Below are 16,792 nucleotides of genomic sequence, written 5' to 3' on the forward strand. Positions count from 1 at the left end.
TATTTATCAGCGTACATTTCGGCTGGACGCAAAAATTCATCATGGGCACTTTAGCATACCTTTTGCGGCCGCACCAGTGTTTGATAACTGTTTGTATGATATTTGTACAATACATCGATATCTAATTGAATATCAAGGGTTTCTAAGCATCCCAAAATAAAGCCTTCCGCAATTTGCATTCTTTTTCGCACCTCATCCTCTCGTACCGCAAACTTTCGCGCGATAGCACGCTTGGATATCCCACGGATATAATAATCCTCGATGTAATTCAGCTCTCTCGCCATCCCCACCGTGTTAAGGCGACTGACGCACACATCAATCACTAACCCATCTGCATCACTGCATGATAAACGATTTGCCCCGGTAAACGGCATGAAGCGATCAAAGCCCGATGCCACCGGCAACCAACTTACCGCGGCATACGGATTACCCGCACACCACCCGCCCCAGTGGAGTAGTATTTTCTCGATGTCTCTGCTCATGATCTTTGTCGCTCCTGTTGTGAACGGGAATGTTTTACTAATTTAATCTTCATATCCCCGTATGCGTCTGTAATGAGCATACTGCTTCTCCGCTTTCTCCCAGAATATTTTCGTCCCTTCTTCATGTTCCGATAACACTAAGTAAAACCATGTAGTACATTCTTCACACCTAAATTTCAAACGAACACCACTACGTTTAGGAGAAGGGTTATCAGTCATGTAGGTATCTTGGTGTATATCCCCGTGATATACCGTTACATGCTGTCCATACTTACTGTTTCTCTTTCTGTTAAACACGTGAACCGCATCGTGGGTTAAATAAGAACTACTACATTTTGGGCATAACAAATCTAAATCCGTATTGGTCACTATTTTCATTCTATTTTCCTTTTCTAAATTATTTAAAATTTTGAGGTAACAGATAGGTAACAGATAGGTAACAGATAAAAAGTTAACTGTTACCTGCCTTAACTCCTTTTACTATAAGGCTTTACGACTATTAAGGTAACAGGTAACGCTTATTTTCAACTCTATATACACACGTAACATGGTGTATGTATGCACCCACATCTCGCGCGTTATATGTTTAAAACAACTGTTACCTGTTACCTTTTGTACTTAAAGTTATGATTTTAATATAAAAAATAGAGGTAACAGATCTGCTTTTATCTGTTACCTATCTGTTACCTTTGCACTTAAGTAGTCAAAAATCTTTTTTTTAACTGTTACCTGTTACCTTTGCACTTAATTAGTCAAAAATCTTTTTTTAACTGTTACCTTTTGCAGTGGAATTTTTGTTTTATAAACTTTGCGCTTGCAATTTTTCATAAGTTTCAAAAAGCCCACGTAATTCAGTGCTACTAAATTCGCGATTTTTTTCCAATATCCAAAAACGGTAGGCTATACCTTTAATTTTTACTAATTTTGTAGCAGGCCGCTTCGTTCTTTCTTTTAAAATTCGAGTAATATGTTTCTGGTTAATCTCAGCTTCCAATCCAATTTCCTTAATAACTTCATTAACTATTTGCTGATAGGTCATAGCCGGTACGGGAGGATTCTCTAGAAGCGTAATAATCGCTACTTCAATATCACTTTTATTACTTTCGATCATTAATTGGCGTTCTTTGGTATTGGGAGCACGTTGCCAATTAAACTTTGATATATCAACACTCATGAGATACCAATACACCTGTGCGATAAAATCATTATCGCTAAGTGCACTATATAACTCGGCATAATGATCTTCATTAGCGGCAGTATCAGGCCCTCCAAGAACCGCTATACGTCGATCTTCCTCTGGTAACGCTAAAGCGTCATAATGGTTAGTGTAAAAAAGAAATCCTGTAAATATATCAATAGTCATTTTTCGTCCGTATTTTCTGTTAACCTCAAAACGAGACTCTGTCAGCACATCACGGATTTTATCATTAACCTCATACCTTTTAGTGTTTTCCTTAACTTCATCTACAGTACATAATAACGTGTGGTACAGATAATCGTGATACTGGTTATCGCACAAGACATTCATACGTGTTCGGGAGCAGTTCCATGCTCCTAACACTCTTTCCATTAATTGGCTAATCCACCCCCTGCCTGTACCATGTGCAGTGGCCACATGCAATATGGATATAGGACATCTACGTTCTGGACGCTGAACAAACCATGCCAGACGTGCAATGAAAAACTTACGTTGCCATTCATCTGGCACTAAATAATTCATATGGTTAAGAAAGATCTCAGTCTTACGTGTGTTTAAGTTTTTTTTATGCTTCGGCATATAGAATTGATTAATTTCGAAACGCCCGTCAGGACGTTGCACTAACCTACTTTTACCGGGCTGATACCCCGCACACTCAGCCACTTGTTTTTTAGGATGCTCTATCCAGCGTTTCGTTGCAGCAACTGGCTGACCTTTTTTACTTACTGAAGGTATTTGATAAGGTGCCATCAGATTTTTAAACGATCTCATCTCCATTACACAATTATAAGGAGGCCGTAGTAGGTCACAGACCTGATCACCTTCAATCACATAAATAAAACGTTCAAGGAAGTGGCTTGTCATATCCATATTGATATCGGTAAAACCCTCTTCAGTCTTATTATCCGACAGATCGTCAAAATCATCTTTACCAAACCCAATAGCGTGCAAGAAATCGCCATCGCTTCGGTGTGCACAACTGGCATGCAGACATTTGAAATGCCCTACTTCAAAACCAGCTGTATTTTTAGGGAAATACGCTGTACTGGTGACTCCACTATCCGTGCTATGTCCGCTTTCAAAAGGACAAGTGATATAGCGTTCACCATTACGACCATAGTCTAATGTTAGCCCTTGACTATCCAAGAACTCAGCGACTTCATCAGTTGCATTAGGCGTTGCGATCGAACGGTCTCGTACTTTACCTACGCGATTAGACTCTGACGACGACACAATAGCTAATTCATCCGCTAAGCCCTTCCAGAAATCATTCAATTGTTTTTCAGTGATCATGAAAGGTTCAGACGGTAAATCATTATCCCATCGAAGCCTCGCACCAGTAGGATGCACCCCCATGGCAACAAACTGTTGCCCTTTAGCGAGCAGCTCAATGATCTCCAAATCGTTTTTTAAACGATGTACACGTTTAGAATACTCACCTTCTACTGTGATGAGGTAAAGGCATTTGTTACTGTTATCTCTATAACGGCGTGGTGGGATTTGCCCAAAGGACTGTAACATAAAGGACTGGATACGGGATTGCACATCCGCATCGTCGCTATCACAATCCAGTGCTACTATGCCGGAGCCTGTTTTGACACAGATACCGTAATCAGGCTCCATCATCCATTTTTCGATATCTGCCCCTGTGGAAGATTTGCGAGTCCATTCGGTTATACCAATAACTTGTCGCTGAGAATTATAGATAGAGGGCGTTTTGCCTAGTGCTTTCATTTTGCTGGAAGGCGAAATAGTAGCCTCAGCATTACAAACCACAGGTAATAATCTATCGGTATAACCAAGGACTAAATCGAAGTGCACCCATTCATCAGGCAACGCACCCCATGTTTTTATGTGATCAAGCTCGGCAAAAGAGCCAACAACAGCAGGACTCGGGCGCTGATCAGTAACACTACGCCCGACGGAATAATTGATTTGCATGGATTATTTGGACTTTAAGGTTTTATGAATTAGTTTTTGGCGGATAGCCAAGATTGTTGCACATCCAAGATCCCTTAAAAATTTTCACATTTCGCCAGACCAATATTAATTTCTTTATTGCAGTATTCAGTTTTACTAGATTTATTTTGGGTAAATGGAGATTTAATATATAGGGCTGGATCATAAGTTAGAGCCCCAGCGGTAATACGTTCTATTTGAAGCGCCCTTTTTTCAGGAATAATTTCATTCCAAGTACTGATAGATGCTCGATTAATGTTTAACGCCCTTGCTAAAGCGGCCGCGCTATTAAAGTATTTAATCACATAACTTTTATACATAATCACCTCTAAATTGATGTTTAGCTAGCTACCCCTAAGCTTTTTAGCTGACTTAATTGCATATGTTAGGTTAAACTAACTTTTGTTAGCTTATCCTTACTATATAAGTTAATAAAAATGAAATCAATATTTGTTAATTTAATCTAACAAGAGGTATATATGGAAACATTAGGAAAACGTATAAAAGCACGTCGTCAAGAATTGAAATTATCTCAGCGCGCTTTAGCAACTATGTTAGGTATAGCTCATGTTTCAATATCTCAATGGGAGAGAGATGAATCTACACCAAAAGGTGAAAATCTAATGGCTCTTGCTAAAGAATTGCATTGCGAACCCTCATGGCTCTTTGAGGAACAAGGAAATTTACCTATATCGGCGAGTGAACTACCGGAAGCCCCATTAAAGCTATCCGATCTCCAAAAAACATTATTAGATTTATTCGACGAATTACCTGATAGCGAACAAGAAGAATTAGTTAAATCGCTCAAAGAAAAAAAACAATATTACGACCAACTATTTGAACAACTTGCTAAAAAGAGAATTCGAACCAATAGGCAATCAAGATAAATTTCATATCAAACTCCCCTACCTAAAAAGCTGACTTATCTTCTTCAGAGTTTTCTTTTCGCATTTATTGGTAACTAATACTAACAAAATAGTTGACGGTAATGTTATATAAAGTTAACATTAAATTATGTAAGAAATATGAACACCCGCTCTTTAACAATTTAGAAAGTCGGAATGTACAGCGCGTTATGTCTGTATGAGTGCAGTGATGCACGTTGCATTGAGTGCGATCCGCTCTTTGCAAAACAGCAATGTCAAGGGACAGGCAGCCATAATGGACTGTACAAACGCAAAAAACACTAATTATAGGTCATTTTGCGAAGTGGCCTATGGTGAGTGACGACAGTTAAACGCTAAATTACGTTAATCTAGGAGGTCAAAAATGGATAACGAACAGTTAAGTAGGAAAACCGTGATTATTGACGGGAAAGAAATTGATAAAGAAATTGTTCATCACTGTATGGATACGGTGGAGCAAACGGTTTTAGACGTTGTGACACATTTAGTGAAAAACGGTGCAGAAAAAGAAGACGTGATTAACGCTGCAAAAACTACCGCCGAGGCGATAGTTGTTGGAATGGTTTTTAATCTTTCTGGCCTAGCTTCTTCCAAATAGCTAAAGACTTCTTGCTGCCAGCATCCTCAATAATTTTTTGATAAACATCTTCTAGTTTAAGAACTTCAATAAGATATTCTTCAGGGGTAAATTTTTTATCACAACGTCTAAGGTATTCGACCGCTAAAGCGCGAGCATCGTATTTATAGCATACAAATTTTTCATTTTTATTGGACATTACTTTTTCCTTATAAGTTAATCGAACCATAAGGATACCACCTCGCCTGACGTGGTTAAAAGCAGGCAATGAATAAATTACGTTAACAAGCACCGCGCTTTAGCCCTTTTTACGGTGAACAAAATGCTCAGATATATCAATATTTCGATTAGGTTTTTATTTATAATTCTTGCTCTCCCAATCGTTTTTTATCTTGGTGTAGTTCAAAATACTGATTTGAGTTTTTTTATTGGTAGATGGGAAGCCAAGGCTGAAAAACTCCTCGCTTTACTACAAACATTCTTGGATAAATATTTCCCTGTAGCGTCAGAGCAAGAAAGATGATGCGCCAAACAGTCGGTTTTGGGGTGTGTGAATAACCAAAATACAGCCATTAAGTTAAAAACCAACACCAGGGCACTACCAATATGGCTGTAGATATAATCCGGATACCTCCGGCACACACCGCCAAAACCGATTGGTATTTAGGAGAAATGATGAAATTTGAAGAATTGAGTGAAAAATCTCAAGAGAAAGCCAGCGAAGCGCTACTGTATGCATTACAGGCAGAAATGGATTCAAATCGCGCTATCGATAATGTCAGGGCGAAAGCACTTGCATCGGCTATCAGAGACGGTTTTATTGCACTTGAAACAGAAGAGCTAGAAAAAAGAGCTAGTAAAGATCCTGGTAAAAACAATAAGAATTTTGGGTTTGCCAATTCATGATGTATACGGTAACCAGGCTTCCCAATCGTCAACCAGGCTAGTCACTCATTATTGATATACCTGTTTTGTGTGTTGTCGTAAACCACAAAGGGGGCGAGCCTGACGCGCCAGAAATATCAGGCAACTCAATAAAATAGTTGATCACTTGTAATCCCTAACATACTCATAAGGGAAATCATAATAGGCATTGCATCTATGACAATGGAAAAGCGCATCGTGAAGAGAAGTATCACCTGGTTTAATGACAGCATATTGAAGTATCGATTTCACGCCAGACTCATAGCAATGAATACAAAGATAGTGAGGTTTTTGCTCAGCACTTTCAGGTATTTTGCTACGGTAGACTACCGTACCCGGTTTAGGGTTATAAAGTTCATAATTAGATTTTTCAATCAACCATTGCTCTTTGTTATTAACCTCTTTTTCAAGCTCAATGATGCGATTCTTTGCCATCATCAAAAGTTCTTGAAGTAGTATTTGTTGTTGGGATACCGCACCTAATTTATTTAATAAATCTATCGTTTTTGATTTGACTTCATAATCGATTTTCATACTGAGAATAGCCCGTCCAGCACTAAAAGCCTGACCAACAGATGAAGTCGTATTTGTTAACACCTCAGTTATTTTAGTAATAATGTTTTTATCTTCTGACATAAAACTCTCTCACTCTGTAAGGGTGAAATTATTTTAGCCGATTTCTCTCTGTAGGGGTACAAGAGGAACCACTGCGGCCTGAAGTGGCAAAATAATCAGGCATACCCTATCTAGCCCATTCCATCGGAAAAACCACCATGCAAAAAGCAAAAATCCTGTCATCGGAGCGATTTCCGATGAACAACAACGTCCGGCGTTTACGCTATTTACAAAAATTAGAAGCGTTAAAACGTAATAGCAATCACCAATTCCCTGTCACTGTATATCGTTGAGGTCGACGCAAAATGCTTACCGCAAATAGCCCCCTGCTGGCAAGACTGGCAGAAAACCACACGCAAATGATCATGGCGCACAATCAACTGGCCGAAGCCCATAAAATGTTAATCAGTCAGTTGGTCGGACATACTGAAAATGACCCCAGTGACCCAAATGAACCGACAGGGGTGAAAAAGCCGAAACCCTTCACACCGGATGTTAAGCCACAACCTGTTGCGCCATCGGTTACCTTTGAACCTCAAGAAGCGATTGAACCTGAGCCTGTTGTCAAAGCACACACTAAAGCTGAAGACAAACCAGCCCCCGTTGTCGCCGAGAAAAAGGTTCAAGCCCCAAAGACCGAAACGAAACCTGCTAAAGCCGTTAAACCAATTGAGCCGATTATTGAAGCACCTAAAGTGGAGCCTAAACTTGAACCTAAGCCCGAACCGGTGGATATTGAATCACTTGATTTGCGTCACATCGTCGCCCTGTCGGTCTTGTTTGGGGATAAAGCAGTTAAACCTGACAATGCGCAAGTCGCTAAAGCCACCGCAACGCTTGCATCTGAGAAAGCAGATAGTGTTACCGGGCAAATTGATGCACTTTATTGCGCCTTGAACGGGTTACCTAAAGTGACATTTCTTCCTAAAGCCAAAACCTTCGACGTATGCCTAAAAATACTGGCTAACTGGGATAATCTCTTTGGCATTACCGATCGTCGCGAATTTGCCTTGTCATTACTGCGTGAATTGCCTACCCCAGCAGAAGTCAAACCGATTGATTTTAAGGCACTTCGCAGTGAGGCTTCGGCCTGCATTACTCAACTGGTCAAAGGCGGATATCGCAATGAAGCGCTGGATATCCTCGCCTCATTCAACGCTAAAAAGATGGGTGACGTAACCGATGACAATCTGGTTCAGTTTATCGAGAAAGCCCAACGCGTTTTAGCCGATGATAATGCCGAGGGTAGCGATGGCTGAACATGCAAAACTTTCTCCCTCCTCAGCGCATAGGTGGATGAGATGCGCAGCTAGTCTCGCAGTCGAGGCCACCTTACCCGATAAAACATCGCCGTTTGCGGAAGAAGGAAGCGCGGCGCATGCGTTAGCGGAAAGTATTTTAACAATGCGCCAAAACCCGTTTAGTGACGGGCGTAGACGAACATCTGGATTTGATGCGAAAGACTATATCGGCACGTATCCATTGTTAAAAGCCAACTCGCCACAAGTGGATGAGGAGATGATTGAGCACGTCCAGACCTATATCGATACCGTCTGGAGGCTTGCGGACGGGAAAATCTTACAGGTTGAGGAGCGAGTTGACTTTTCAGCCGTCATTGACGTAGAGAATTCGTTTGGTACCGCCGATGCGATTATTGTCAGCGAGGATGAGTTACAAATCCATGACCTGAAATACGGTAAAGGCGTTAAAGTCGATGCCAGGCAAAATGCGCAACTTATGCTCTATGCGCTAGGGGCGTTACATCAGTTTGACCTTATTTATGATTTTAACACGGTTCGTCTTTTTATTCATCAGCCCAGACTTAACCATCTGTCCGAATGGGCGCTATCGGTTGAGGACTTAAAAGACTTTGGGGACTTAGCCAGATTGAGGGCGCAAAAAGCCATGGAGATGGTAACCCTTGCCGAGCGCAACGGGCTTGATGCGCTACCGGATAGTGCCTTTTCACCGGGCATCAGGCAATGCCAGTTCTGCAAAGCAAAAGGCGGATTGTGTTTTGCCCAGGCGCAATTTGTCCATAATGAAGTCAAAGGCGATTTTGTCGATTTGACCCAACCGCTCGCACCACAATTAAGCGATGCGCCGAAACGTATTACGTTACTAACCCCTGGGCAAATGGCAACACTCTACCCGCATATCGATTTGATAGAGAGTTTTTGTAAAGCCCTGCGAAATCGGGTCGCTGAGGCATTACATACGGGGCAATCGGTACCGGGCTTTAAACTGGTTACCGGCAAACAGGGTAATCGCACCTGGTGTGATGAACGTGAAGCCGAAACGCTGTTAAAAGCCGCCAAACTTAAACAGGAACAAATCTACCACAAGAAAATTATTAGTCCGCCACAGGCTGAGAAACTACTTAAAAAAGACAAACCGAGTCGCTGGGCAAAACTGGAAGCACTTATTGAGCGAGCAGACGGGAAACCCGTTATCGCACCGGAATCTGACCCTCGCCCTGCCCTTGTTATTAATCCCTTAAACGACTTTGACGATGTGACCGAAGCGGCACTCGCTGATAAATCCATCTAATTAAAAGGTAACGTGATGAAAATTAAATTAAACAACGTACGTCTGGCTTTTCCTGAATTATTTGAACCTACGCAAGTCAGTGGTCAAGGAGCGTTCAAATACCGTGCCAATTTCCTTATCGCCAAAAGCCGTACTGACCTGATTGAAGAAATCAAAACGGGGATTAAGGCGGTCATTAAGGAAAAATGGGGAGCCAAAGAGGTAGAAAAAATTTATAACAGCATCTGCCACTCCAACAACCGTTTTTGCTTCCGCGATGGCGACAATAAAGAATACGATGGCTATGCCGGAAATATGTACATCACCGCCAGTAATAAAGATCGTCCGTTAGTCATTGACGTAAATCGTACACCACTCACCGCACAGGACGGTCGTCCCTACTCTGGCTGTTACGTTAACGCCACCATTGAATTTTATGCCTATGACAATAATGGTAAAGGGGTTTCAGCCTCCTTAAGAGGGGTTCAGTTTTTCCGGGATGGCGATGCCTTTAGCGGTGGAAGCGTGGCCTCCGTTGACGAGTTTGACGACCTGAGCATGGCTGAGGAAGAAGACGATATCGCCTTTTAAAACACCAGAGAAACCACTGCGGCCTGAGGTGGTTAAACATTCAGGCAATCTAATCAATTTAAGGATGTGTGAATACGGCTCTGCGCTCGTGGGACAGTCAACACTATAAATTATCTTTCAAATAGCTAATAGCGTTTGATTGCGTTTACCCGTCCGTCATGACTGTAAGCGGACACCGAGAGGCACTCGGCATACATCCTATCTCACACAAATGTATAAGACCTAATCAGGTCTTTTTTATTGCCTAAATTAAGGGTAAAAAATGAACAGCGATGAATTAAGAAAAATACTTGATGAACATAAAGTTTGGGTAGAGTCGCTTGGCGAGGATGGATCTAAGGCCGACCTGTGTAGAGCCAACCTACGTGAAGCCGACCTACGTGGAGCCGACAAAAATTGCAATCATTTAGGATTTTTTTCATTACGTGAAGCCGACCTACGTGGAGCCGACCTATATGGAGCCAACCTACGTGAAGCCAACCTATATGGAGCCGACCTGTGTAGAGCCAACCTATATGGAGCCAACCTATATGGAGCCGACCTACGTGGAGCCAACCTATATGGAGCCGACCTACGTGGAGCCGACCTACGTGGAGCCAACCTATATGGAGCCAACCTGCCAGAGTTTACATTTATGATCATCGGTGAAACCTATCCAATCACAATCACAAATGGAGAATATCTGCGTTCTGGATGTCAGCATCATTCGGTAGAGAAATGGCGGCAATTTACCAAAGAAGAAATCTCAGGGATGGACGGTAGAAAAGCACTTGAATTCTACCCTCGTTTACTTGACATTCTGGATTTTTACTTGGGTAAAGGTGAACGCCCTGACTGGTTAAACCAAACAGCGCAATAAGAAGGAGTCTGCTTATGGAGCTCGATAATCCACGCATTGTAACAGCGAAACATCCCAATATGGGCAATTTGGTTGGAGTAACTAATGGTAGTCGTCATTTGAGCGATGCAAAATACTTAAGCAGCATTGATATATGGAATGACGACGACATGGAAACAAGAACTTTCAAGGAAATTATACAGTGCTTAACAAAAGAAAATGAGCGTCTTAAAAAAGAGAATCGAAGGCTGATGAAGATATATCGTGAAATTGGCGGGCTGTGCAGGACTTGAACCTGCAACCGAAGAATTAAATCCCCTGCTATACCATTCAGCTAACAGCCCAATGATAATTATAGTGCAAGAATTAGAAGAATTTCAGTATTGCCGTTGCAGCACTAACAATCCCTAGCATAACAGCACTTAGTTTTATAAGAAGACTATTAGTTAACGCTTCGACATCTTTGCGGACTAATGCTATGTCAGAAGATAAATCTTTGCGGACTATTTCCATGTCTTTGCGGACATTGGTTATTTCAGCAGATAAATCTTTACGAACATCGGCTATTTGAGCTTCGTTCTTCTCAAAGCGAGCAGCCATGTCTTTACGGACATCTTCTAAATCTCTCTTGGTTGCTACATCAACCGCTTCGTGCGATTCACGAACAGCCAGAGATATAGCTTTTGCCTGGTCTTTAGGTAAACCAGCACCTTCAAGCGTTTCAACAAATTTTAATGTATCAAATGCAACTTGACCCATAGGGAATCCTCCTTTTTGGTAAGTATAACGGATTTCAGGTTCAATCTGCAAAATCTTTCACGTTAATACCTTCATTCGTTTCATTACGGAGAAATATTTTTATGTCAAAATTACCAAAACCGAATTAATGACTTTCAAAACCGATGATTTAGGTATTGAATTACAGGAACCCTTTATCAAGGCAAACCAGTATTCTTTGCCGTAAAAGTTGCTGAAGCTTTAGGATATGCACAGCCAGCAAAAGCATTAAATGATCATTGTAAGTCATTGATTAAACTTAATTGTGCTGAAACGGCAGAATTAAGTTTAGGATTCAGACCTAAAGGAATCATCCTTGTACCTGAAGGGGATGTTTTCCGTCTGATACTTAAAAGCAAACTTCCTTCCGCTGAACGTGTTCAGGATTGGGTCTGTGAAGACGTTTTACCAGCATTACGTCAACACGGAAGCTATAGCATTAAAAAGCATCACAAAGACGAAGGTAGCGGATTACCTGAATTTCGTAAAGCAAAGGCGATAGAAATTCAGGCTAAAGCCATACAAATTCAAATGGAAAATGTGAAGAAGATATTTGAATGGGCAACAAACCTTTCCGATAACGCCAGACAAACTATCATAGCCGGACTGATTAACCCTATTGCGGGTAGTGAAGTGATCCCCTTGCCGCTTATCACCGAAAAACATTATACAGCAACAGAGATTGGTAAAATGTTTAATGTTTCCGCAAATAAGATTGGGCGTATCGCTAATGACAATAAGATGAAAGTTAAAGCATACGGTGATACCTATCTCGATAAATCCCCTTACAGCAATAAAGAGGTTGAGTCCTTTCGCTACAACGACAACGCAATCAAGAAATTCAGGGAAATTCTTATTGCTGAACAAGAAGCAGCAAAAAGCGAACTTATTTAAATACCCATTGACGAAAGCAAAAATCATGCGCTATAGTTTATTTGCATCTGATAAATCAGGTGTCGGGATTGAGACCCCGGTAACTAAACAGGCGCATAGCACGCCAGAAGCGTGTTTTTTTATGCGTCAGTCTGCCCCATATCAAGAATCAATGGTGGGCTGGATGGGGGAGCCGAAAGGCTCGCCGGGTCCTGTTTAGCCGGTAGTCTCAACCCTGTTCAGTTCACCGCCAATATGAGTTTGAGACCTCTAGGTGGTGATTATCCTTAACTAAACAGGTAATCATTACTATGACTACTTTAATTTTCCGTAATACTATTCTTGAAACTATTTCCCATAACAGAGAAATTTGGTTTACTTCTGCTGAACTTGCTAGAGCACTGGAATATACAGAAACGGATGCAGTAACAAAAATTTTCAATCGCAATAAAGATGAGTTTTCCGAATGTATGACAACGACGGTCAATTTGGGCGTCGTTAGAAAAACGGGAACGGTTAGAATGCCAGTTCGCATCTTTTCTCTAAGAGGTGCACACCTAATCGCTATGTTTGCCCGTACACATATAGCAAAAGAATTCAGAAAATGGGTGCTAGATATCCTCGATAAACAAGCCGTTAATCAAAGCCCCAACTTTACTCCTCAATACCAACCAAAAGCCGTAGAGCGTTTCACTCATTCTGATACGCGCAATTTAACACATTTAGTCTGGTGTATGACAAATGGCTTTCGGTTTGAGCGTTCGTGGAGTAATGCGGTGTGGCTGGCTTTACGTGAAGTGACGTGCACGCCATCGCCTGAGCGTTTTCAGGTGGAGCATATCCCGTTAATGGCTGACGAATGCAGACGTATTTACTACATCACAGAATCACTGCGCCAGATTATTAATGACGCTGAAAAGCAGACGATTAAGCGCATTTTACGTAAACGTGAAAATATCGATACCGTGTTAGCGGAGATCAAACAGCTTTTTGAGCAATTTCACCATCAACAAATCGGGATAATCACCGCACGCACCGATCAGTGGTACGAAGGTGAATTGACCCATTTCCTAGAACGTCACTAATTAATCTTAACGCCCCTTTTTATAGGGGCAATCTTGCATCAATTTAACTATTGAGGAATTCCTACATGCAAAATTCAACCACTGAGCAAATTATCACATTTTCCAACAGCGAGACTATCGACTCACAACAATTACTCATCATGGTTAACGAAACACGAAAAGAACACGGAGAACCCGCTATTAGAAATAACGTTTTTATCGATCGCATTAAAGATGAACTCGAAGACGAGTACTACAAAATTTTTGTAGTGCAAAAAATGAACAACACGGAATCAGAAATTATCGAAATGACGCTTAAACAGGCACTGCGCGTTGCCGCCCGTGAATCCAAAGCCGTTCGCCGCTCGCTGATTGATAAACTGGAGCAGCAAAGTAAACCTAAATCACAGGCTGAACTTAATCTCGCTTATGCAATTGCACAAGTTGAGCAAGAGCGTCGGTTAAAGAGTATCGAGCATCAGGTAGAGCAAGTCTCAGAAGAAATCGAACAAATCAAACAAGGCACTATCCCAGCCGGTTTCCAGGGCTATAGCTATCTTAAAACAAAGTACGGCTTAAGCGATGCCAAATGTCGGCAATTAGTCATGGCGTGGAAGGTGCCTTGCAAAAAAGTGCCCCATGTTGCGCCTGGCGGCCAAATTACCCAAATGTCAGTGGTTGATGAAGCGGCATTTAAAAACGCGTTGGATAACATGATGCTTGAGGCTGAGAAACGCGGCAGTCAGTGGTATCACCCTAAAATGGGGCGTTTTTCCGTAACCGCCTGATAAGGATGGATTATGCAAAATTTACTATTTTGCGATTTAGAAACCTATAGCGATATTCCGATTAATTGTGGCACGCATCGCTATGCTGAAAATGCAGAAATTTTACTTTTTGCTTATGCTTACAATCATCACCCCGTAAAGGTCTGGGATGTGACGCAAGATAAAACGATGCCGACAGATTTGAAAGCGTATCTTAATGACACAGAAATTTTAACTGTCTGGCACAACGGCGGCATGTTTGATACGGTAATTTTAAAACAGGTGTTAAATATTGACTTACCGTTATCCCGCGTTCACGACACATTAGTACAAGCACTGACACATGGCTTACCCGGTGCGCTCGGTTCGCTTTGCGATATCTTCAACGTCAATAGCGATAACGCCAAAGATAAAGAAGGTAAAGCGCTCATACAGCTATTTTGCAAACCGCGTCCTAAAAATAGCAAAATACAACGCGCCACGGCGTTAACTCACGCAGAGGAATGGCAACGTTTTAAGCAATACGCAGGTTCTGATATTTTAGCCATGCGCGAGATTTATCAACATTTACCGGGTTGGAATATGAGTGTGGACGAAACCCAATTATGGCAGTTAGACCAAAAGATTAATCGCCGTGGGATGTGCATGGATGTTGAACTGGCGAAAAGCGCCTTGACTGCCGTTGAAAACGAGCAAAAACGGTTATCAACCGTCACCCAGCAATTAACAGATAATGCCGTGCAAAACGCAACACAACGCGATGCACTGTTACAGCATATCGTTTCGGCATTTGGCATCACGTTACCGGATATGCAAGCCAGCACGCTACAGCGCCGCGTTAATGACCCTGATATTCCACCGGCTTTACGCGAACTGCTGTCAGTCCGTTTGCAATCGTGTACAACCAGCACCAGTAAATATAAGGCGCTGTTAAAATCGGTAAGCGCAGATGGACGACTTCGAGGAACCAAGCAATTTTGTGGTGCCTCACGCACCGGACGATGGGCGGGACGTATTTTTCAGCCGGATAATCTCCCCAGACCCACGCTTGACCAAAAGACGATTGATAACGGCATTGACGCATTAAAAGCCGGTTGCGCCGAGCTGATTTGTGATGACATTATGCAACTGACCAGTTCTGCGCTTAGAGGGTGTATTATCGCGCCACCCGGTAAAAAACTGGTTATCTCGGATTTGTCGAATATCGAAGGCCGCATGCTGGCATGGCTGGCAGGGGAAAACTGGAAAGTCAATGCTTTTAGCGAGTTTGATAACGGCAAAGGCGATGACCTCTATAAACTCGCCTATGCGCGCGCATTTAATCTTTTACCTGAGAACGTCACTAAAGCTCAACGACAAATCGGTAAGGTGATGGAACTCGGCTTAGGCTATGGCGGTGGGGTTGCGGCATTTTTGACATTTGCCCTCGCCTACGGTCTGGATTTAGATGAACTGGCGGAAGCCGCATTACCTAACATACCGCCTAACGTTAAGCGAGAGGCGATGCGCTGGTATCAAAAATCCGTTGAAACGGAGAAGACTTATGGCCTCAGCGAAAAAGTCTTTGTTACCTGCGATTCCCTTAAGCGCATGTGGCGCAATGCCCATCCACAAACCGTATCATTCTGGTACGACATTGAAGACACTGTAAAACAAGCCATTCAGTCACCGGGGATAGTGTTTAAGTGCCGTAAACTTAGCCTTCGTCGCGATAAAGGCTGGCTCAGAATTTGTCTACCATCAGGTCGTAGTCTTTGCTACCCTTCTGCGCGAATAGAGAATGGACAAATTAGCTATATGGGCACCAATCCCTACAGCCGAAAATGGGAACGGTTAAAAACCTACGGCGGTAAAATTACTGAAAATATCTGTCAGGCCGCCGCACGCGATGTCTTGGCCTATAGCATGCCACGCATTGAAAAGGCGGGTTATGCGATTGTCTTAACCGTCCATGATGAAATTATCAGCGAAGCGCCGGATACTCCTCAATTTTCCGCCGAGGGGTTAAGTAAGCTGTTAAGTCTTAATCCGGATTGGGCTTTTAATTTACCGCTTAGTGCAGCGGGGTTTGAGACTTATCGTTATCGCAAGGAATAAATAACACACACAGGATAAAATAAACATCATGGCCTTTATGAAAAACGACAGCCCACTTTATTTCAAGGCAGCACAGGATGCGGTACACCTTGAACAGTCAGGCCAATACCATGAAGCGGCGCGCGCATGGTCACAGGCAAACCGACTGGCGCGCAATCGCAATAATCGTATCTGGAGTGAACACCGCGGCGATTTTTGCCTGATGCAAATCAAACGGGAACATATTAAAAGGATGTATCCATGCGGTTAATCAGGGAAGAGAGCATTGAAAAACATTTGGTGCGTGAGGTGCGAAAAATCGGCGGCATTGCCTATAAATTTGTTTCACCCGGGCGACGAGGCGTACCTGACCGATTAGTTGCACTCCCCAATGGCAAGATTATTTTTGTGGAATGTAAAGCACCGGGCGAAAAACCCACCCCTTACCAATTACGCGAACACGCACGGCTTTTTGCCTTAGGCCATCAGGTCATCGTACTGGACAGTCAGGATTTAAGCAGCATTTTACCTGCTTTTGGTTGATAACCTTAAAAACAATTTATTTCTTGTAGAATCCACATATTTTTATTATTTTTTAGTTAATTATTTTTGCATAA

General features: G+C 42.2%; 22 protein-coding genes. 16 read left to right on the forward strand and 6 right to left on the reverse strand.

Going from position 1 to position 16,792, the window contains the following annotated elements; all coding sequences use genetic code 11:
- Positions 1-50: 50 nt before the first annotated feature.
- The 3 genes from AACL31_RS17615 to AACL31_RS17625 all read right to left on the reverse strand — a co-directional run bounded on the left by AACL31_RS17615 (position 51) and on the right by AACL31_RS17625 (position 3,959).
- The gene (locus AACL31_RS17615; RefSeq protein WP_310513603.1) at positions 51-482 is read right to left on the reverse strand and encodes an antiterminator Q family protein; all 432 of its coding nucleotides are present in this window, start codon (positions 480-482) and stop codon (positions 51-53) included.
- 799 nt (positions 483-1,281) lie between these two features.
- The gene (locus tag AACL31_RS17620; protein WP_310513068.1) at positions 1,282-3,621 is read right to left on the reverse strand and encodes a DUF5906 domain-containing protein; all 2,340 of its coding nucleotides are present in this window, start codon (positions 3,619-3,621) and stop codon (positions 1,282-1,284) included.
- A 74-nt stretch (positions 3,622-3,695) separates the two neighbouring features.
- Complete coding sequence (locus tag AACL31_RS17625; protein ID WP_310509971.1) at positions 3,696-3,959, reverse strand: Cro/CI family transcriptional regulator; 264 nt, start codon at positions 3,957-3,959, stop codon at positions 3,696-3,698.
- A gap of 159 nt (positions 3,960-4,118) precedes the next feature.
- On the opposite strand from AACL31_RS17625, the gene AACL31_RS17630 reads away from it, so the two are divergent.
- Entirely contained in the window at positions 4,119-4,526 is a 408-nt protein-coding gene (locus AACL31_RS17630; RefSeq protein ID WP_310509970.1) for a helix-turn-helix domain-containing protein, read from the forward strand.
- 382 nt (positions 4,527-4,908) lie between these two features.
- On the forward strand, positions 4,909-5,142 hold the full coding sequence (locus AACL31_RS17635; RefSeq protein ID WP_339053457.1) for a hypothetical protein: 234 nt from the start codon (positions 4,909-4,911) through the stop codon (positions 5,140-5,142).
- Here the strand turns inward: AACL31_RS17635 and AACL31_RS17640 are convergent.
- Entirely contained in the window at positions 5,111-5,350 is a 240-nt protein-coding gene (locus tag AACL31_RS17640) for a hypothetical protein (RefSeq protein WP_310513645.1), read from the reverse strand. The two genes, AACL31_RS17635 and AACL31_RS17640, sit on opposite strands and share 32 nt — an antisense overlap.
- Before the next feature lie 377 nt (positions 5,351-5,727).
- On the opposite strand from AACL31_RS17640, the gene AACL31_RS17645 reads away from it, so the two are divergent.
- The gene (locus AACL31_RS17645; protein ID WP_310513657.1) at positions 5,728-6,027 is read left to right on the forward strand and encodes a hypothetical protein; all 300 of its coding nucleotides are present in this window, start codon (positions 5,728-5,730) and stop codon (positions 6,025-6,027) included.
- 141 nt (positions 6,028-6,168) lie between these two features.
- Here AACL31_RS17645 and AACL31_RS17650 read toward each other — a convergent pair whose 3' ends face one another.
- On the reverse strand, positions 6,169-6,681 hold the full coding sequence (locus tag AACL31_RS17650; RefSeq protein ID WP_339053458.1) for a hypothetical protein: 513 nt from the start codon (positions 6,679-6,681) through the stop codon (positions 6,169-6,171).
- Positions 6,682-6,818: 137 nt separating this feature from the next.
- On the opposite strand from AACL31_RS17650, the gene AACL31_RS17655 reads away from it, so the two are divergent.
- The 6 genes from AACL31_RS17655 to AACL31_RS17680 all read left to right on the forward strand — a co-directional run bounded on the left by AACL31_RS17655 (position 6,819) and on the right by AACL31_RS17680 (position 10,911).
- Positions 6,819-6,953 (forward strand): hypothetical protein, encoded by a 135-nt coding sequence (locus AACL31_RS17655; RefSeq protein WP_339053341.1) that lies wholly within the window; start codon positions 6,819-6,821, stop codon positions 6,951-6,953.
- Positions 6,954-6,965: 12 nt separating this feature from the next.
- Positions 6,966-7,919 (forward strand): hypothetical protein, encoded by a 954-nt coding sequence (locus tag AACL31_RS17660; protein ID WP_339053459.1) that lies wholly within the window; start codon positions 6,966-6,968, stop codon positions 7,917-7,919.
- The gene (locus tag AACL31_RS17665) at positions 7,891-9,210 is read left to right on the forward strand and encodes a DUF2800 domain-containing protein (RefSeq protein ID WP_409013971.1); all 1,320 of its coding nucleotides are present in this window, start codon (positions 7,891-7,893) and stop codon (positions 9,208-9,210) included. Before AACL31_RS17660 ends, AACL31_RS17665 begins: the two co-directional genes overlap by 29 nt.
- 15 nt (positions 9,211-9,225) lie before the next feature.
- The gene (locus AACL31_RS17670) at positions 9,226-9,780 is read left to right on the forward strand and encodes a DUF2815 family protein (RefSeq protein WP_310513679.1); all 555 of its coding nucleotides are present in this window, start codon (positions 9,226-9,228) and stop codon (positions 9,778-9,780) included.
- A gap of 262 nt (positions 9,781-10,042) precedes the next feature.
- Positions 10,043-10,639, forward strand: a complete 597-nt coding sequence (locus tag AACL31_RS17675; protein ID WP_339053460.1) for a pentapeptide repeat-containing protein — start codon at positions 10,043-10,045, stop codon at positions 10,637-10,639.
- A gap of 14 nt (positions 10,640-10,653) precedes the next feature.
- Entirely contained in the window at positions 10,654-10,911 is a 258-nt protein-coding gene (locus tag AACL31_RS17680; RefSeq protein ID WP_339053226.1) for a hypothetical protein, read from the forward strand.
- Between the two features lie 73 nt (positions 10,912-10,984).
- On the opposite strand, the gene AACL31_RS17685 is transcribed toward AACL31_RS17680, so the two are convergent.
- Positions 10,985-11,377, reverse strand: a complete 393-nt coding sequence (locus AACL31_RS17685) for a hypothetical protein (RefSeq protein WP_339053461.1) — start codon at positions 11,375-11,377, stop codon at positions 10,985-10,987.
- 159 nt (positions 11,378-11,536) lie between these two features.
- On the opposite strand from AACL31_RS17685, the gene AACL31_RS17690 reads away from it, so the two are divergent.
- The 7 genes from AACL31_RS17690 to AACL31_RS17720 all read left to right on the forward strand — a co-directional run bounded on the left by AACL31_RS17690 (position 11,537) and on the right by AACL31_RS17720 (position 16,718).
- Positions 11,537-12,289, forward strand: coding sequence for a BRO-N domain-containing protein (locus tag AACL31_RS17690; RefSeq protein WP_339054029.1), 753 nt, complete (start codon positions 11,537-11,539; stop codon positions 12,287-12,289).
- 25 nt (positions 12,290-12,314) lie between these two features.
- Positions 12,315-12,488 (forward strand): hypothetical protein, encoded by a 174-nt coding sequence (locus AACL31_RS17695; protein ID WP_339053462.1) that lies wholly within the window; start codon positions 12,315-12,317, stop codon positions 12,486-12,488.
- A 91-nt stretch (positions 12,489-12,579) separates the two neighbouring features.
- Entirely contained in the window at positions 12,580-13,353 is a 774-nt protein-coding gene (locus tag AACL31_RS17700; protein ID WP_339053463.1) for a BRO-N domain-containing protein, read from the forward strand.
- A 65-nt stretch (positions 13,354-13,418) separates the two neighbouring features.
- Positions 13,419-14,120, forward strand: a complete 702-nt coding sequence (locus AACL31_RS17705) for a hypothetical protein (RefSeq protein ID WP_339053464.1) — start codon at positions 13,419-13,421, stop codon at positions 14,118-14,120.
- 12 nt (positions 14,121-14,132) lie between these two features.
- The gene (locus AACL31_RS17710; RefSeq protein WP_339053465.1) at positions 14,133-16,196 is read left to right on the forward strand and encodes a DNA polymerase; all 2,064 of its coding nucleotides are present in this window, start codon (positions 14,133-14,135) and stop codon (positions 16,194-16,196) included.
- A gap of 28 nt (positions 16,197-16,224) precedes the next feature.
- On the forward strand, positions 16,225-16,446 hold the full coding sequence (locus tag AACL31_RS17715; RefSeq protein WP_310513200.1) for an ANR family transcriptional regulator: 222 nt from the start codon (positions 16,225-16,227) through the stop codon (positions 16,444-16,446).
- Positions 16,437-16,718: a VRR-NUC domain-containing protein gene (locus AACL31_RS17720; protein WP_310513574.1), complete on the forward strand. Its 282-nt coding sequence runs from the start codon at positions 16,437-16,439 to the stop codon at positions 16,716-16,718. The genes AACL31_RS17715 and AACL31_RS17720 overlap by 10 nt, the downstream gene beginning before the upstream one ends.
- Positions 16,719-16,792: the final 74 nt, after the last annotated feature.

The sequence above is a fragment of the Arsenophonus endosymbiont of Crataerina pallida genome, from assembly GCF_964020125.1.
In the GTDB taxonomy this organism is placed as follows: Bacteria; Pseudomonadota; Gammaproteobacteria; order Enterobacterales; family Enterobacteriaceae; genus Arsenophonus; species Arsenophonus nilaparvatae.

What these genes read in the sequence shown, in the direction of transcription:
- AACL31_RS17640 (WP_310513645.1), bottom strand. Translation starts at nt 5,350, where the DNA reads ATGGTTCGATTAACTTATAAGGAAAAAGTAATGTCCAATAAAAATGAA.
- AACL31_RS17625 (WP_310509971.1), bottom strand. Translation starts at nt 3,959, where the DNA reads ATGTATAAAAGTTATGTGATTAAATACTTTAATAGCGCGGCCGCTTTA.
- AACL31_RS17705 (WP_339053464.1), top strand. Translation starts at nt 13,419, where the DNA reads ATGCAAAATTCAACCACTGAGCAAATTATCACATTTTCCAACAGCGAG.
- AACL31_RS17665 (WP_409013971.1), top strand. Translation starts at nt 7,891, where the DNA reads ATGATAATGCCGAGGGTAGCGATGGCTGAACATGCAAAACTTTCTCCC.
- AACL31_RS17650 (WP_339053458.1), bottom strand. Translation starts at nt 6,681, where the DNA reads ATGTCAGAAGATAAAAACATTATTACTAAAATAACTGAGGTGTTAACA.
- AACL31_RS17680 (WP_339053226.1), top strand. Translation starts at nt 10,654, where the DNA reads ATGGAGCTCGATAATCCACGCATTGTAACAGCGAAACATCCCAATATG.
- AACL31_RS17720 (WP_310513574.1), top strand. Translation starts at nt 16,437, where the DNA reads ATGCGGTTAATCAGGGAAGAGAGCATTGAAAAACATTTGGTGCGTGAG.
- AACL31_RS17620 (WP_310513068.1), bottom strand. Translation starts at nt 3,621, where the DNA reads ATGCAAATCAATTATTCCGTCGGGCGTAGTGTTACTGATCAGCGCCCG.
- AACL31_RS17635 (WP_339053457.1), top strand. Translation starts at nt 4,909, where the DNA reads ATGGATAACGAACAGTTAAGTAGGAAAACCGTGATTATTGACGGGAAA.
- AACL31_RS17675 (WP_339053460.1), top strand. Translation starts at nt 10,043, where the DNA reads ATGAACAGCGATGAATTAAGAAAAATACTTGATGAACATAAAGTTTGG.
- AACL31_RS17700 (WP_339053463.1), top strand. Translation starts at nt 12,580, where the DNA reads ATGACTACTTTAATTTTCCGTAATACTATTCTTGAAACTATTTCCCAT.
- AACL31_RS17695 (WP_339053462.1), top strand. Translation starts at nt 12,315, where the DNA reads ATGCGCTATAGTTTATTTGCATCTGATAAATCAGGTGTCGGGATTGAG.
- AACL31_RS17670 (WP_310513679.1), top strand. Translation starts at nt 9,226, where the DNA reads ATGAAAATTAAATTAAACAACGTACGTCTGGCTTTTCCTGAATTATTT.
- AACL31_RS17710 (WP_339053465.1), top strand. Translation starts at nt 14,133, where the DNA reads ATGCAAAATTTACTATTTTGCGATTTAGAAACCTATAGCGATATTCCG.
- AACL31_RS17685 (WP_339053461.1), bottom strand. Translation starts at nt 11,377, where the DNA reads ATGGGTCAAGTTGCATTTGATACATTAAAATTTGTTGAAACGCTTGAA.
- AACL31_RS17655 (WP_339053341.1), top strand. Translation starts at nt 6,819, where the DNA reads ATGCAAAAAGCAAAAATCCTGTCATCGGAGCGATTTCCGATGAACAAC.
- AACL31_RS17715 (WP_310513200.1), top strand. Translation starts at nt 16,225, where the DNA reads ATGGCCTTTATGAAAAACGACAGCCCACTTTATTTCAAGGCAGCACAG.
- AACL31_RS17630 (WP_310509970.1), top strand. Translation starts at nt 4,119, where the DNA reads ATGGAAACATTAGGAAAACGTATAAAAGCACGTCGTCAAGAATTGAAA.
- AACL31_RS17660 (WP_339053459.1), top strand. Translation starts at nt 6,966, where the DNA reads ATGCTTACCGCAAATAGCCCCCTGCTGGCAAGACTGGCAGAAAACCAC.
- AACL31_RS17645 (WP_310513657.1), top strand. Translation starts at nt 5,728, where the DNA reads ATGGCTGTAGATATAATCCGGATACCTCCGGCACACACCGCCAAAACC.
- AACL31_RS17615 (WP_310513603.1), bottom strand. Translation starts at nt 482, where the DNA reads ATGAGCAGAGACATCGAGAAAATACTACTCCACTGGGGCGGGTGGTGT.